Here is a 12,463-nt window from a genome sequence, read left to right as displayed (position 1 = left end):
TTTATGAAGAAAAACATTTTAACATTAGGAGCAATCGCTTTATTATTTGCTGCTTGCCAAAACAATGGGTCTCAAAACAATACGATGACCAACACCACTGAAAGCGCTATGATGACCACCCCTGCTGATGAGAAACAAATCCCTGAAGTAATAACTACTTATGTAGGAACACTTCCAGCTGCTGATTGTGGTGGAATGGCTACTGTTATTCATCTCTACGCTGATGACACTTATGTGAAACAAGAAGAGTGTGCCTCTAAGGACTTTCGTGCTAAAGAAGAAGGTAAAGTAACTAAGAATGAAAATATCCTTACCCTTACTTCTGAAAGCGGTGAAAAATCTTATTTCCTTCTGAAGTCTGACAGTAGCATTATATTAGTGGGCGAAGACGGCAAAGAGCCTGAAATGGCTGCTCAATACACCCTTACTAAGCAAATACAACAGCAATAGAGCTTCGTTAGCACAAGGCTGCTCCTTCTTTGAGGGAGCAGCTTTTTTATATTCTACTTTCATTATCATAACTACCTCATTTTCTAATACATACATATTATAAAAATCTCACTTTTTGCCTAAGAATATACTATCTCCAAACTTTTAGAATTAACTTTTTTAACAACCTCTTCGTACTTTCTTATGAAAATAACATTCAAAATCTTTGGTAGTTATCTTTTTTTGTAGTATCTTTACAGCCCAATTCCAACTTTAGACTGGCAATATACCAATGGATTTAGTACGGCTTTTTATTAAAAGAATTTCATACAATCAATCTCAAAACGATGCCTTTGTACTGATAATGCACGAATTAGAGTCTGATTTAAAACTTCCTATTGTAATAGGTGCCTTTGAAGCCCAGTCAATTGCGTTAGAGCTTGAAAAGAATATTATTCCTCCTCGACCTCTTACTCACGACCTCTTCAAAATATTCGCCGATGCTTTTCATATCAAAGTGAAAAGAGTCGTAATTTACAAGTTAGAGGAAGGAATTTTCTATTCTAATATGCTATGTATTCAGAATGGTGAAGAGCGTACTATTGATGCCCGCACCAGCGATGCTATTGCTCTCGCACTCCGATTTAATGCCCCTATCTATACCTATAAAGATATTGTGCAAAAAGCCGGCATCTACATTCCCCTCCTCAATGAGGAAAATCAAAACCCTGTGAGCCCCTCTTTAGATGATATAGAAGAGGAAAACGATGGCACCAGAAATCGTTATTCTAAATACTCACTAACAGAGCTTAAAAAGATGCTTAATGATTGTATTGAGAACGAAGATTATGAGATTGCCGCTCACATCCGTGACGAAATTTCTAAACGAAACAGTACTTTTTAAACAATTATATTATAGATGAAAGAACTAACAATTACTTTAGGAAGTCTCTTCTTCCTCTCTCCAGCGATAAGTAACGCTCAACCCGCCAATTTTATTGAAAGCCAAGGATTCACAATAGAAGGCTTATGGCGTGGTGCATTAGGAATGGTAGCCATTCTCCTCATAGCTTATCTCTTTAGCAATAACCGCCGTGCTGTGAATTGGCGCACTGTAGGTATTGGCTTATTATTACAGTTATGTATCGCTGTAGGTATCTTAAAAGTCAATTTTATACAGAAAGGTTTTGATGCTGTGGGGAGTATATTCGTACTAATCCTCGATTTCACCCGTGCTGGTAGCCAATTCTTATTAGGCAATCTACTCGACACTCAATCTTTCGGCTACATATTTGTCTTTCAAGTATTGCCTACTATCATCTTTTTCTCCGCCCTTACCTCTCTACTTTTCTACTTAGGGGTAATACAAATAGTTGTAAAAGCAATGGCATGGGCACTTTCTAAGCTACTAAACATCTCCGGAGCAGAAAGTCTATCTGTAACTGGCAATATATTTTTAGGACAAACCGAAGCCCCTCTGATGATTAAAGCCTACCTACCCAAAATGACCCGCTCTGAAATCCTCCTTGTGATGATTGGTGGAATGGCTACTGTAGCAGGAGGTGTAATGGCTTCATACATACAATATCTAGGAGGTGATGACCCACAGATGCGATTGCTTTTTGCTCGACATCTATTAGCAGCTTCAGTAATGGCCGCGCCTGGTGCTATTGTTATTTCTAAAATATTATGCCCACAAACAGAGCAGTTCTCTAATGACTCTCACGTATCAATGGAGAATGTAGGTTCTAACATACTCGATGCTATAGCTAATGGCACCACTGACGGACTAAAATTAGCTGCCAACGTAGGGGCTATGTTACTTGTATTCGTAGCACTTATCGCGATGATAAACTGCATTTTCAACTGGATTGGCAATTTAACCACTCTTAATGATATAATTGCAGCCAATACTCCTTATCAAAGTGGATTATCTCTCGAAATGATACTCGGCACTATCTTCTCTCCCGTAATGTGGCTGATAGGTATTGGTAAAGAAGACGTAATGCTAATGGGGCAACTACTTGGTATTAAACTCGCTTCTTCTGAGTTTGTAGCTTATACACAATTAGGGGTTCTAAAAGACCTAACTAGTGAACCTCATTTGTTATACAATAAATCAGTGATGATTGCTACCTATATGCTCTGCGGATTTGCTAACTTTGCCTCTATAGGCATTCAAATAGGAGGCATTGGAGCCCTCGCCCCTAACCAACGCAAAACCCTTTCAGAATTCGGCCTAAAAGCAGTTTTAGGCGGCACCTTAGCATCATTGCTATCAGCAACTATTGCAGGTACTATTATCGGATAATCTAAGAGATCCTTCATAAATTTGTGATGCAAAGATATTGCGAAAATTAATATCCCACAAATAGTTGTTTCATACTGCTACAACTTTGTCCATAATCTGAAAAAACAAAACAATTAGTAATAAAAAAGCTACCTTTTATCAAGGCAGCCTTTTCTTTTATTAGCAACTTTATATTATTCAGCAGCAGCTTCTGTAGCCTGTGCAGGCTGAGCAACTTCTTCAGTGGCAGCTTTCTTTCTACCACGACGAGTAGTTTTCTTCTTAGCTACTTTTGCTGTATTATAAGTAGTGTTATAATCTACAAACTCAATCAATGCCATTTCAGCATTATCCCCCAAACGGTTACCCAATTTGATAATACGGGTATACCCTCCTGGACGATTGCCTACTTTAGTAGCTACTTCTTTAAAAAGCTCTGTTACAGCGTATTTGTTATGTAGCTTACTAAAAGCTACACGGCGGTTGTGAGTGGTATCATTTTTTGATTTTGTCACAAGAGGCTCTACAAATATCTTAAGAGCTTTTGCCTTAGCCAACGTAGTGTTGATGCGTTTATGCTCAATCAATGAGCAAGCCATATTAGCAAGCATTGATGTTCTATGAGCAGTTTTTCTTCCTAAATGATTAATTTTATTTCCGTGTCTCATTTTTCCTTAATTAAAATAATTCAAGAGCGAGTTAATCTTTATCTAATTTATATTTTGATATATCCATACCAAATACTAAACCTTTGTTAGCTACTAATTCATCTAATTCTATCAAAGATTTTTTACCGAAGTTTCTAAACTTCATAAGGTCTGCTTTGTTAAACGAAACTAAGTCTCCAAGAGTTTCTACTTCAGCTGCCTTCAAGCAGTTAAGTGCCCTAACAGATAAATCCATATCTATTAGCTTCGTTTTCAATAGCTGTCTCATATGTAGCGACTCTTCATCGTATGCATCTGTTTGAGCTACCTCATCGGCTTCTAAGGTTATTCTCTCATCAGAGAACAACATAAAGTGATGTATCAGAGTCTTAGCTGCTTCAGTAAGAGCAAATTTTGGATGGATTGAACCATCTGTTTTTATTTCAAAGACTAATTTCTCGTAGTCTGTTTTTTGTTCAACACGATAATTTTCAATAGAATATTTAACGTTCTTTACAGGAGTAAATATCGAATCTGTAGCGATAACTCCTATAGCTGCGTTAGGTTTCGCATTCTCCTCTGCTGACACATAACCACGACCTTTTTCTATGGTAATTGTCATTGAGAAAGAAGCAGTCGTTTCCATATTGCAAATCACAAGGTCTGGATTCAGAATTTGAAAACCTGAAAGGGTCTTTTGAAAATCACCGGCAGTCAATTGTTTTTTACCAGAAACGCTAATAGTAGCGGTTTCTTCTTCTACATCTTCCACTTGACGTTTGAAACGCACTTGTTTCAAGTTCAGAATGATTTCAGTAACATCTTCCCTGACACCTGATATAGTAGAAAATTCGTGTTCTACTTTATCAAATTTCACAGAAGTAATAGCGAAACCTTCTAATGAAGAAAGCATCACCCTGCGTAATGCGTTACCAATAGTTAAACCATATCCGGGTTCCAAAGGGCGAAACTCAAATCGCCCCTCGAAATCCGATGATTCAATCATTATAACTTTATCTGGTTTTTGAAAGTTAAATAATGCCATAATTTGACTGCTGTCTTTTATTTATTATTTAGAGTACAACTCTACGATTAACTGTTCTTTAATATTTTCAGGAATCTGAATTCTTTGTGGTACGGCTACAAAAGTACCTTCTAATTTCTCTGGGTTCCAAGTAAGCCATTCATATACTTTACTTGATGCAGCCAATGAATTCTCAATTACTGTTAAAGATTTTGATTTTTCGCGTACGCCTACTACATCCCCTGGTTTAAGTGAATATGACGGAATATTTACAATCTCTCCGTTTAGGGTTATGTGTCTGTGCGATACCAACTGGCGTGCCGCGCTACGAGTAGGAGCGATACCCATACGATATACTACGTTATCAAGGCGTGATTCACATAGTTGCAAAAGCACTTCACCTGTTACGTGTCTACTCCTCTTCGCTTTTTCATATAAGTTATGGAATTGTTTTTCAAGAATTCCATAAGTATATTTTGCTTTTTGCTTTTCTTGAAGCTGGATAGCATATTCTGAGCGTTTTGCTCTGCGGCGTGCTACACCGTGCTGTCCAGGAGGATAATTTTTCCTTTCAAAAGATTTATCTTCTTTAAAGATAGCTTCGCCAAATTTACGAGCTATTTTTGTCTTTGGTCCTGTATATCTTGCCATTTTTTATTATTTAACTGAAAGGTGATTATGAATTAAGGCATTCCTTCGATAATTAATAACCTTTCTTTGTTTGTTATTAGTGTTAAAAACGAAATTATACTCTACGTTTCTTTGGTGGGCGGCATCCGTTGTGTGGAAGTGGAGTAACATCTATAATTTCTGTTACTTCTATACCTGCATTATGAATAGTTCTGATAGCAGATTCTCTACCATTACCAGGTCCTTTCACATATACTTTTACTTTCTTAAGACCCGCATCGAAAGCTACTTTTGCAGCATCTTCTGCTGCTACTTGGGCTGCATAAGGCGTGTTCTTCTTTGAGCCTCTAAAGCCCATCTTACCAGCTGATGACCAAGCGATAACGTCTCCTTTCTTATTTGTAAGAGAAACAATCACATTGTTAAAAGTAGCTGAAACGTGTGCCTCGCCTACTGTCTCTACGATTACTTTTCTCTTCTTAGAGACCTTTGCATTTTGTTTTGCATTTTGTTTTGCCATACTTAACTACTTATTATTTAGTTGCTTTTTTCTTATTAGCCACAGTTTTCCTTTTACCTTTCCTTGTGCGAGAGTTATTCTTTGTTTTCTGTCCACGTAGTGGCAAACCATTACGGTGGCGAATACCACGGTAGCAACCAATATCCATCAAACGTTTGATGTTTAGTTGTACTTCCGAGCGCAACTCTCCCTCAATTTTATAAGACGCAACTACCTCGCGAATACGACTGATTTCGTCATCATTCCACTCGCTTACTTTAGTGTCTTCGTTTACTTGAGCTCTGCCTAAAATTTCTTTAGCTCTACTCTTTCCGATACCAAAAATGTAGGTTAAACCAATAACCCCTCTCTTGTTTTTTGGTAAGTCAATACCTGCAATTCGTGCCATAATTATCCTTGTCGTTGTTTAAATTTAGGATTTTTTTTATTAATTACGTACAATCGTCCTTTTCTGCGTACTATAATGCACTCAGAACTTCTTTTTTTAATTGATGCTCTAACTTTCATTTCGTTTTGTTTATATCAATATGAGTGTGCAAAACTACGATTTTTTTTTGTAATAGCGATATTTTTCACTATAAAAAATACAATCAATTAGTTAGGCACATTCTTCCCTAAAGGTGTTTTATCCTAATTAATATTCTGATTATCAGATAATTCACCCTTAAAAAAGGTCGCAAATAAAAATTCTATTTTATGATTATAATTCCTCACAGATTTTAGCTTTCACTTAAAATCTGTGAGAAATTAATCATCAAAATCATTGAAGAATTCTCTTAATTAATACCTTAGTAACGGTAAGTGATACGTGCTTTACTTAAGTCGTACGGACTCATCTCCAGCTTCACTTTATCTCCCGGTAGTAGTTTGATGTAGTGCATACGCATTTTTCCTGAGATGTGTGCTATCACTACGTGCCCATTATCTAGTTCTACTCTGAACATCGCATTCGAAAGGGCTTCTACAATGGTTCCGTCTTGTTCTATTGCTGCTTGTTTAGCCATATAATTAATTAAGATACTACTTTTCTGTTTTTACCTGTTTTCATCAAACCGTCATAATGGCGATTTAGCAGATATGAGTTTACTTGTTGCATTGTATCAATCGCAACCCCTACCAAGATAAGCAATGAGGTACCTCCGTAGAATAACGCCCATTTATCTTGCATACCAATAATCTTAAGCAGTGAAGGGAAAATAGCCACCAAAGCGATACAAATTGAACCAGGCAAGGTGATAAGCGACATTATTTTGTCGAGATAATCTCCTGTTTCTTTTCCTGGGCGTATCCCTGGTATAAAGCCTCCGCTTCTCTTCAGATCATCAGCCATCTTATTAGTAGGTACTGTTATCGCAGTATAAAAATACGTAAAAAGTATAATCATAGCTGCAAATAGCAGGTTATACCAAAATCCGAATATATCAGAAAAGGCTGCTTGAACACTTTTTGCAAATTCCGACTGCGATAGTCCGGCTACTGTTGCAGGGATAAACATCAACGCTTGCGCAAAGATAATAGGCATAACCCCTGCCGCATTCAGTTTCAAAGGTATATATTGGCGTGCTCCAAAGATATTCTTCTCTACAGCAGCACTACCTCCATCAGCAGTTCTTCGTGCGTATTGCACTGGTATTTGTCGTACTGCTTTGATAAGAAATATACAAAGCAATATAATTACAAACCAAAGAATTACTTCTATTAGGATAAGCATTAGTCCTCCGTTTGAAGCTGTCAATCGCGAAGCAACTTCTGAAGCAAATGCTTGTGGCAAACGTGCTATGATACCTACCATAATGAGTAGTGATATACCATTGCCAATTCCTTTGTCAGTGATTTTCTCACCTAACCACATTGCAAAAATAGTACCTGTTACTAATATAGTTACCGCTGGTATGATAAAGTTGAGACCTTTGCCAAGCAAGAATGCCGAATCTGGCACCCCTAAGCGGTTGATACCGTATAAATAAACAGGTGCTTGCACAATACATATTGCAATCGTAAGCCATCGAGTGATTTGGTTTATCTTTCTTCGCCCACTCTCGCCCTCTTTCTGTAGCTTTTGAAGGTAAGGAATCGCAATACCCATCAATTGCACTACGATAGAAGCCGAGATGTAAGGCATAATCCCAAGTGCAAATACCGAAGCGTTAGAAAACGCCCCACCAGTAAAGGCATTCAAGATGTCAAGTAGCCCACCCCCTGAGGTTCTGTTTGCTAGCTCGTGTAACTGAGCCGAGTCAATTCCTGGGAGTACTATATGAGCCCCAAAACGATAAACTAACAGGATTCCGAGGGTCAAAATAATTCTATTTTTTAACTCCTCTATTTTCCAAATGTTGGTCAGATTCTCGATAAACTTCTTCATAAATTAGATTTTACAAGGTTACGGCTTCCCCGCCTACGGCTTCAATGGCTGCTTTGGCGCCAGCTGTAAACTTATGAACAGATATTTTTAGTTTGGCTTTTAGCTCACCACCACCCAAGATTTTTACTAAGTCGTTTTTCTTTACGATGTGTAGTTGAACTAAGGTTTCTACATCTACTTTATCCGCAATTCTTCCAGCATCTACTAATTCTTGTAGTTTTGAAAGATTGATACCTACGTATTCTTTGCGGTTAAAGTTCTTGAAACCGAATTTTGGTACGCGTCTTTGCAAAGGCATTTGTCCACCCTCAAAACCAATCTTATGCGAAAAGCCTGAGCGTGATTTAGCACCTTTATGACCACGGGTAGAGGTTCCTCCTTTTCCTGAACCTTGTCCGCGACCTACGCGCTTCCCTTCTCTGTGTACTGAACCCTCAGCGGGTTGTAAATTACTCAAGTTCATAACTTTGTACAAAAATATTATTTAACTTCTTCTACAGAAATTAAGTGTTTTACTTTATTTATCATTCCAAGAATGGACGGGGTAGCCTCATGCTCAGCCGTAAAGCCGATGCGTTTTAGCCCTAATGCTTCCAAAGTAAGTTTTTGGTTTTTAGGACGTTTGATGCTACTCTTAATTTGTGTTACTCTGATTTTTGCCATTGCTACAAATATTAACCTTTAAACAATTTTTCTAAAGAAATTCCTCGTTGTTCTGCAACTGTTTTTGCACTACGCAATTGCAACAAAGCATCAAAAGTAGCCTTTACCACGTTGTGAGGGTTTGAAGAACCTTGCGATTTTGATAGTACGTTATGGATACCTACTGATTCCAATACTGCACGTACTGTACCACCAGCTATTACTCCAGTACCTTCTGTAGCAGGTTGCAAGAAAACTCGAGCACCACCAAACTTACCTTTTTGCTCGTGAGGCAAAGTAGTGCCGTTTAGCGGAATGCGTACAAGGTTTTTCTTTGCATCTTCTACAGCTTTTGCAATAGCTTCCGATACTTCTTTTGATTTTCCTAATCCGTGTCCTACTACACCGTTTTCATCACCTACTACTACGATAGCAGAGAATCCAAAAGCGCGGCCACCCTTCGTTACTTTGGTAACGCGTTGTACCCCTACCAAGCGGTCTTTTAGTTCCAAACCGCTTGGTTTCACATATTCTACATTTTTATATTTCTGATACATAGTTTATTAGAATTTTAGTCCGCCTTCTCTAGCACCGTCTGCTAATGATTTTACACGTCCATGGTAGAGGTAGCCCCCTCTATCAAATGATACTTTCTCAATACCTTGCTTGAGGGCTTTCTCAGCAATAGCCTTACCCACCATAGCTGCTTTTTCAATTTTCGTACCGCTTACAGCACTTAATTCTTTATCGCGTGACGATGCCGCTAATAGGGTAGTCCCTTTGGTATCATCTATGATTTGTACATAGATCTCATTATTGCTCCTGAAAACAGCCAATCGAGGTTGCTCTGCAGTTCCTCTGACTACTTTCCTGATTCTGCTCTTGATACGTTGTCTTCTTTGTATTTTTGATAATGCCATAGTTCTAACTATTAAGCTGATTTACCTGCTTTTCTTCTCAATACTTCTCCTACGAACTTCACACCTTTACCTTTGTAAGGCTCTGGTTTACGGAAGCTACGTATTTTAGCAGCTACCTGTCCTAAGAGTTGCTTGTCGTGAGAAGTTAATTTAATGATAGGGTTCTTACCTTTCTCGTTCACTGTCTCAAGTTTAATTTCTTGAGGCAATTCAAGAAGTATGTTGTGCGAAAAACCTAAAGCCAAATCTAATTTCTGACCTTGGTTGGTAGCACGATACCCTACCCCGACTAACTCTAATTCTTTAGTGAAACCCTCTGATACACCTACCACCATATTGTGTACTAAGGCACGGTATAAACCGTGCTTAGCATTTTGTTCTTTGGTGTTATCAGTGGGTTCAAACACTAAATGTCCATCCTCTTGCTTTACAGCAATGTCTTTAACCTCTTGGGTTAATTCGCCTAATTTCCCTTTTACAGTCACTACGCTATCTTTTATAGTAACGGTAACTCCTGCAGGAATATTGATGGGTGCTTTACCTATTCTTGACATTGTTTATTGTCTTTTTTTTAATTGATTAGTAAACGTAACAAATCACCTCACCACCTATGTTTAGCTCTCTCGCTTTTTTGCCAGTCATCACTCCTTGCGAAGTAGAGATGATAGCTATGCCTAAGCCGTTCAACACACGGGGTAGGTTATCAGCGCCTGCGTACTTTCTAAGTCCTGGGCGGCTAGCTCTTTCTATATGCCTAATAATTGGCTCTTTAGTAACTTTGTCATATTTCAAAGCTATTTTGATAGTACCTTGTACAGTACCTTCTTCAAATTTATAGCTCAAAATAAAACCCTGATCAAAAAGAATTTTAGTAATTTCTTTTTTAAGTTTTGAAGCAGGTATTTCTACTATTCTATGCCTTGCATTATTAGCATTTCTAATTCTTGTTAAATAATCTGCGATAGGATCTGTGTACATAATTTTGTCCTTTTAATTATTACCAACTTGCTTTTTTAACGCCAGGAATTAATCCTTTATTAGCCATTTCGCGGAATAAGACACGTGAAATTCCAAAAGTGCGCATATATCCTTTAGGGCGTCCTGTTAGTTTGCAACGATTGTGCAAACGTACAGGCGATGCATTCTTAGGAAGAAGCTGAAGGGCGTCATAGTCACCAGCTTCTTTTAGTGCTTTACGTTTAGCAGCATATTTTGCTACTAACTTTTGTCTTTTCACCTCGCGGGCTTTCATTGATTCTTTAGCCATATTCTTAGTTCTTTTTAAAAGGTAATCCTAATTCGCTTAATAATGATTTAGCTTCTTTATCGGTATGTGCCGATGTAACAAAGGTAATATCCATCCCTGCTATTTTATTGATTTTGTCAATATCAATTTCAGGGAAAATAATTTGTTCAGTAATTCCCAAATTATAGTTACCTCTACCGTCAAAACCAGTAGCTTTAATTCCTTGAAAATCTCTTACTCGTGGAAGGGCAGTAGTGATAAGACGGTCTAAGAACTCATACATTCTTTCGCCACGCAAAGTCACTTTAGCGCCTATCGCCATACCCTTACGTAGTTTAAATGACGCTACGTCTTTTTTAGAGTAAGTGGCAATTGCTTTCTGTCCTGTGATTTTAGTAAGCTCATCGATAGCATAATCTATTTGCTTTTTATCAGCTACTGCTGAACCTACGCCACGGCTCACGACTATTTTTTCAAGTTTAGGAACCTGCATCACGTTCTTATAGCCAAATTCTTCTTTTAGAGCCGCTATTACACGCTCTCTGTATTCTTGTTTTAATCTAGGTACGTAAGCCATATTATATTACTACATTAGATTTTTTAGAAACTCGCACTTTTTTACCATCTCTCACTTCGTAACCTACACGTGTAGTTTCTTTCGTCTTAGGATCTATAAGTGAAAGGTTAGAAATGTGGATATAATCTTCTTTTTTTACGATACCGCCTTGAGGATTTTTAGCGCTTGGTTTAGTGTGTTTAGACACCTCATTTACGCCCTCCACTATAGCTCTGTTTTTCTCACGGTCGATGCGTAACACCTTCCCCTGATCGCCTTTGTGGTTACCTGCTATTACTTTTACAGTATCTCCTGTTTTAATTTTTACTTTCATCAAATTACTTTTTAGAAATTAAAGCACTTCTGGTGCTAATGAGACAATCTTCATAAATTGTTTATCACGAAGCTCTCTTGCTACAGGCCCGAATACACGGGTACCTCTCATCTCACCAGCCGCGTTCAGAAGAACGCAAGCATTCTCGTCAAATCGGATATAAGAACCATCGGCACGGCGTACTTCTTTTTTAGTTCTTACTACCACCGCAGTCGATACTTGTCCTTTTTTCACGTTTCCGTTAGGGGTAGCATCTTTCACGGTAACTACAATCTTATCGCCTACTGATGCGTAACGGCGTTTAGTACCTCCTAACACACGTATAGTTAGTACTTCTTTCGCCCCAGTATTGTCGGCTACTTTTAATCTTGATTCCTGTTGTACCATAATTACTTAGCTCTTTCAATGATTTCAACTAATCTCCAACATTTGGTTTTACTAAGTGGGCGTGTTTCCATTATGCGCACTGTATCGCCAATATTGCAATCGTTTTTCTCGTCATGCGCTACATATTTCTTTGTGCGCAACACGAACTTACCATACATAGGGTGTTTTACGCGTTTCACTTCTGAAACTACTATTGATTTATCCATCTTGTTGCTTGTAACAACCCCTATTCTTTCTTTTCTTAAATTTCTTTTTTCCATAAGGCAGGTTCGAATTATTGTAATTCACGTTTTGTTAGCTCACTCGCCAATCTCGCAATCGTTCTTCTTACGTTACGTAATTGAATGGGTTTTTCTAATGACGAAATTGCGTGTGCCATTTTCAAATCTGCATACGATTTCTTATACTCACCAAGCTTATCCTGTAGCTCAGTTATTGTCAATTCTTTAATTTCAGACTGTTTCATTGTTCTT

23 protein-coding genes are annotated in these 12,463 nt (G+C 38.0%); 3 read left to right on the top strand and 20 right to left on the bottom strand.

The genetic code is table 11. The annotated features are described in order from the left end of the window. The first annotated feature begins 3 nt into the window (after positions 1–3). The 3 genes from C8P65_RS01115 to C8P65_RS01105 all read left to right on the top strand — a co-directional run bounded on the left by C8P65_RS01115 (position 4) and on the right by C8P65_RS01105 (position 2,740). Complete coding sequence (locus tag C8P65_RS01115; protein ID WP_107780574.1) at positions 4–450, top strand: copper resistance protein NlpE; 447 nt, start codon at positions 4–6, stop codon at positions 448–450. 271 nt (positions 451–721) lie between these two features. Continuing rightward, positions 722–1,333: a bifunctional nuclease family protein gene (locus tag C8P65_RS01110; RefSeq protein WP_107780573.1), complete on the top strand. Its 612-nt coding sequence runs from the start codon at positions 722–724 to the stop codon at positions 1,331–1,333. A gap of 15 nt (positions 1,334–1,348) precedes the next feature. Further along, positions 1,349–2,740, top strand: a complete 1,392-nt coding sequence (locus tag C8P65_RS01105) for a NupC/NupG family nucleoside CNT transporter (protein WP_107780571.1) — start codon at positions 1,349–1,351, stop codon at positions 2,738–2,740. A 173-nt stretch (positions 2,741–2,913) separates the two neighbouring features. Here C8P65_RS01105 and rplQ read toward each other — a convergent pair whose 3' ends face one another. The 20 genes from rplQ to rpmC all read right to left on the bottom strand — a co-directional run bounded on the left by rplQ (position 2,914) and on the right by rpmC (position 12,456). Next, complete coding sequence (gene rplQ / locus C8P65_RS01100) at positions 2,914–3,387, bottom strand: 50S ribosomal protein L17 (protein WP_095913583.1); 474 nt, start codon at positions 3,385–3,387, stop codon at positions 2,914–2,916. A 31-nt stretch (positions 3,388–3,418) separates the two neighbouring features. Next, positions 3,419–4,411 carry a DNA-directed RNA polymerase subunit alpha gene (locus tag C8P65_RS01095; protein WP_009391675.1) on the bottom strand — a complete coding sequence of 331 codons (993 nt, stop codon included), beginning with the start codon at positions 4,409–4,411 and terminating at the stop codon, positions 3,419–3,421. A gap of 24 nt (positions 4,412–4,435) precedes the next feature. Further along, positions 4,436–5,041 carry a 30S ribosomal protein S4 gene (gene rpsD, locus C8P65_RS01090; protein ID WP_095913585.1) on the bottom strand — a complete coding sequence of 202 codons (606 nt, stop codon included), beginning with the start codon at positions 5,039–5,041 and terminating at the stop codon, positions 4,436–4,438. A gap of 94 nt (positions 5,042–5,135) precedes the next feature. After that, positions 5,136–5,540 carry a 30S ribosomal protein S11 gene (gene rpsK / locus C8P65_RS01085; protein ID WP_009391672.1) on the bottom strand — a complete coding sequence of 135 codons (405 nt, stop codon included), beginning with the start codon at positions 5,538–5,540 and terminating at the stop codon, positions 5,136–5,138. A 13-nt stretch (positions 5,541–5,553) separates the two neighbouring features. Beyond that, entirely contained in the window at positions 5,554–5,928 is a 375-nt protein-coding gene (gene rpsM / locus C8P65_RS01080) for a 30S ribosomal protein S13 (RefSeq protein ID WP_009391666.1), read from the bottom strand. 2 nt (positions 5,929–5,930) lie between these two features. Next, positions 5,931–6,047, bottom strand: a complete 117-nt coding sequence (ykgO, locus tag C8P65_RS01075) for a type B 50S ribosomal protein L36 (RefSeq protein WP_002676536.1) — start codon at positions 6,045–6,047, stop codon at positions 5,931–5,933. Positions 6,048–6,328: 281 nt separating this feature from the next. Next, the gene (infA, locus tag C8P65_RS01070) at positions 6,329–6,544 is read right to left on the bottom strand and encodes a translation initiation factor IF-1 (protein ID WP_002675066.1); all 216 of its coding nucleotides are present in this window, start codon (positions 6,542–6,544) and stop codon (positions 6,329–6,331) included. Positions 6,545–6,552: 8 nt separating this feature from the next. Beyond that, a complete protein-coding gene (gene secY / locus C8P65_RS01065) occupies positions 6,553–7,905 on the bottom strand; it encodes a preprotein translocase subunit SecY (protein WP_009391664.1) in 1,353 nt (450 codons plus the stop codon). 10 nt (positions 7,906–7,915) lie between these two features. Continuing rightward, a complete protein-coding gene (rplO, locus tag C8P65_RS01060) occupies positions 7,916–8,368 on the bottom strand; it encodes a 50S ribosomal protein L15 (protein ID WP_107780570.1) in 453 nt (150 codons plus the stop codon). Between the two features lie 17 nt (positions 8,369–8,385). Then, complete coding sequence (rpmD, locus tag C8P65_RS01055) at positions 8,386–8,568, bottom strand: 50S ribosomal protein L30 (protein ID WP_107780568.1); 183 nt, start codon at positions 8,566–8,568, stop codon at positions 8,386–8,388. A gap of 11 nt (positions 8,569–8,579) precedes the next feature. Further along, a complete protein-coding gene (gene rpsE, locus C8P65_RS01050; protein ID WP_009391661.1) occupies positions 8,580–9,104 on the bottom strand; it encodes a 30S ribosomal protein S5 in 525 nt (174 codons plus the stop codon). Between the two features lie 6 nt (positions 9,105–9,110). Continuing rightward, positions 9,111–9,467, bottom strand: coding sequence for a 50S ribosomal protein L18 (rplR, locus tag C8P65_RS01045; RefSeq protein ID WP_107780566.1), 357 nt, complete (start codon positions 9,465–9,467; stop codon positions 9,111–9,113). Positions 9,468–9,478: 11 nt separating this feature from the next. Next, on the bottom strand, positions 9,479–10,021 hold the full coding sequence (rplF, locus tag C8P65_RS01040; RefSeq protein ID WP_009391659.1) for a 50S ribosomal protein L6: 543 nt from the start codon (positions 10,019–10,021) through the stop codon (positions 9,479–9,481). 25 nt (positions 10,022–10,046) lie between these two features. Continuing rightward, entirely contained in the window at positions 10,047–10,445 is a 399-nt protein-coding gene (gene rpsH, locus C8P65_RS01035; RefSeq protein ID WP_009391658.1) for a 30S ribosomal protein S8, read from the bottom strand. 19 nt (positions 10,446–10,464) lie between these two features. Then, positions 10,465–10,734, bottom strand: coding sequence for a 30S ribosomal protein S14 (rpsN, locus tag C8P65_RS01030; RefSeq protein WP_009391657.1), 270 nt, complete (start codon positions 10,732–10,734; stop codon positions 10,465–10,467). 4 nt (positions 10,735–10,738) lie between these two features. Then, entirely contained in the window at positions 10,739–11,290 is a 552-nt protein-coding gene (gene rplE, locus C8P65_RS01025) for a 50S ribosomal protein L5 (RefSeq protein ID WP_009391656.1), read from the bottom strand. A gap of 1 nt (position 11,291) precedes the next feature. Then, on the bottom strand, positions 11,292–11,603 hold the full coding sequence (rplX, locus tag C8P65_RS01020) for a 50S ribosomal protein L24 (RefSeq protein WP_009391655.1): 312 nt from the start codon (positions 11,601–11,603) through the stop codon (positions 11,292–11,294). An 18-nt stretch (positions 11,604–11,621) separates the two neighbouring features. Beyond that, positions 11,622–11,990: a 50S ribosomal protein L14 gene (gene rplN / locus C8P65_RS01015; protein WP_009391654.1), complete on the bottom strand. Its 369-nt coding sequence runs from the start codon at positions 11,988–11,990 to the stop codon at positions 11,622–11,624. A gap of 2 nt (positions 11,991–11,992) precedes the next feature. After that, the gene (gene rpsQ, locus C8P65_RS01010) at positions 11,993–12,250 is read right to left on the bottom strand and encodes a 30S ribosomal protein S17 (protein WP_002675041.1); all 258 of its coding nucleotides are present in this window, start codon (positions 12,248–12,250) and stop codon (positions 11,993–11,995) included. 14 nt (positions 12,251–12,264) lie between these two features. Continuing rightward, entirely contained in the window at positions 12,265–12,456 is a 192-nt protein-coding gene (gene rpmC / locus C8P65_RS01005; protein ID WP_009391652.1) for a 50S ribosomal protein L29, read from the bottom strand. Between the last annotated feature and the right edge of the window lie 7 nt (positions 12,457–12,463).

It is taken from the genome of Capnocytophaga leadbetteri (assembly GCF_003054025.1).
In the GTDB taxonomy this organism is placed as follows: domain Bacteria; phylum Bacteroidota; class Bacteroidia; order Flavobacteriales; family Flavobacteriaceae; genus Capnocytophaga; species Capnocytophaga leadbetteri.
The sequence above is the reverse complement of the archived record's forward strand: the minus strand, read 5'-3'. Positions and strand labels throughout refer to the sequence as shown.

Coding starts and splice junctions, on each gene's coding strand:
- C8P65_RS01115 (WP_107780574.1), top strand. CDS start 4: ATGAAGAAAAACATTTTAACATTAGGAGCAATCGCTTTATTATTTGCT.
- C8P65_RS01110 (WP_107780573.1), top strand. CDS start 722: ATGGATTTAGTACGGCTTTTTATTAAAAGAATTTCATACAATCAATCT.
- C8P65_RS01105 (WP_107780571.1), top strand. CDS start 1,349: ATGAAAGAACTAACAATTACTTTAGGAAGTCTCTTCTTCCTCTCTCCA.
- rplQ (WP_095913583.1), bottom strand. CDS start 3,387: ATGAGACACGGAAATAAAATTAATCATTTAGGAAGAAAAACTGCTCAT.
- C8P65_RS01095 (WP_009391675.1), bottom strand. CDS start 4,411: ATGGCATTATTTAACTTTCAAAAACCAGATAAAGTTATAATGATTGAA.
- rpsD (WP_095913585.1), bottom strand. CDS start 5,041: ATGGCAAGATATACAGGACCAAAGACAAAAATAGCTCGTAAATTTGGC.
- rpsK (WP_009391672.1), bottom strand. CDS start 5,540: ATGGCAAAACAAAATGCAAAACAAAATGCAAAGGTCTCTAAGAAGAGA.
- rpsM (WP_009391666.1), bottom strand. CDS start 5,928: ATGGCACGAATTGCAGGTATTGACTTACCAAAAAACAAGAGAGGGGTT.
- ykgO (WP_002676536.1), bottom strand. CDS start 6,047: ATGAAAGTTAGAGCATCAATTAAAAAAAGAAGTTCTGAGTGCATTATA.
- infA (WP_002675066.1), bottom strand. CDS start 6,544: ATGGCTAAACAAGCAGCAATAGAACAAGACGGAACCATTGTAGAAGCC.
- secY (WP_009391664.1), bottom strand. CDS start 7,905: ATGAAGAAGTTTATCGAGAATCTGACCAACATTTGGAAAATAGAGGAG.
- rplO (WP_107780570.1), bottom strand. CDS start 8,368: ATGAACTTGAGTAATTTACAACCCGCTGAGGGTTCAGTACACAGAGAA.
- rpmD (WP_107780568.1), bottom strand. CDS start 8,568: ATGGCAAAAATCAGAGTAACACAAATTAAGAGTAGCATCAAACGTCCT.
- rpsE (WP_009391661.1), bottom strand. CDS start 9,104: ATGTATCAGAAATATAAAAATGTAGAATATGTGAAACCAAGCGGTTTG.
- rplR (WP_107780566.1), bottom strand. CDS start 9,467: ATGGCATTATCAAAAATACAAAGAAGACAACGTATCAAGAGCAGAATC.
- rplF (WP_009391659.1), bottom strand. CDS start 10,021: ATGTCAAGAATAGGTAAAGCACCCATCAATATTCCTGCAGGAGTTACC.
- rpsH (WP_009391658.1), bottom strand. CDS start 10,445: ATGTACACAGATCCTATCGCAGATTATTTAACAAGAATTAGAAATGCT.
- rpsN (WP_009391657.1), bottom strand. CDS start 10,734: ATGGCTAAAGAATCAATGAAAGCCCGCGAGGTGAAAAGACAAAAGTTA.
- rplE (WP_009391656.1), bottom strand. CDS start 11,290: ATGGCTTACGTACCTAGATTAAAACAAGAATACAGAGAGCGTGTAATA.
- rplX (WP_009391655.1), bottom strand. CDS start 11,603: ATGAAAGTAAAAATTAAAACAGGAGATACTGTAAAAGTAATAGCAGGT.
- rplN (WP_009391654.1), bottom strand. CDS start 11,990: ATGGTACAACAGGAATCAAGATTAAAAGTAGCCGACAATACTGGGGCG.
- rpsQ (WP_002675041.1), bottom strand. CDS start 12,250: ATGGAAAAAAGAAATTTAAGAAAAGAAAGAATAGGGGTTGTTACAAGC.
- rpmC (WP_009391652.1), bottom strand. CDS start 12,456: ATGAAACAGTCTGAAATTAAAGAATTGACAATAACTGAGCTACAGGAT.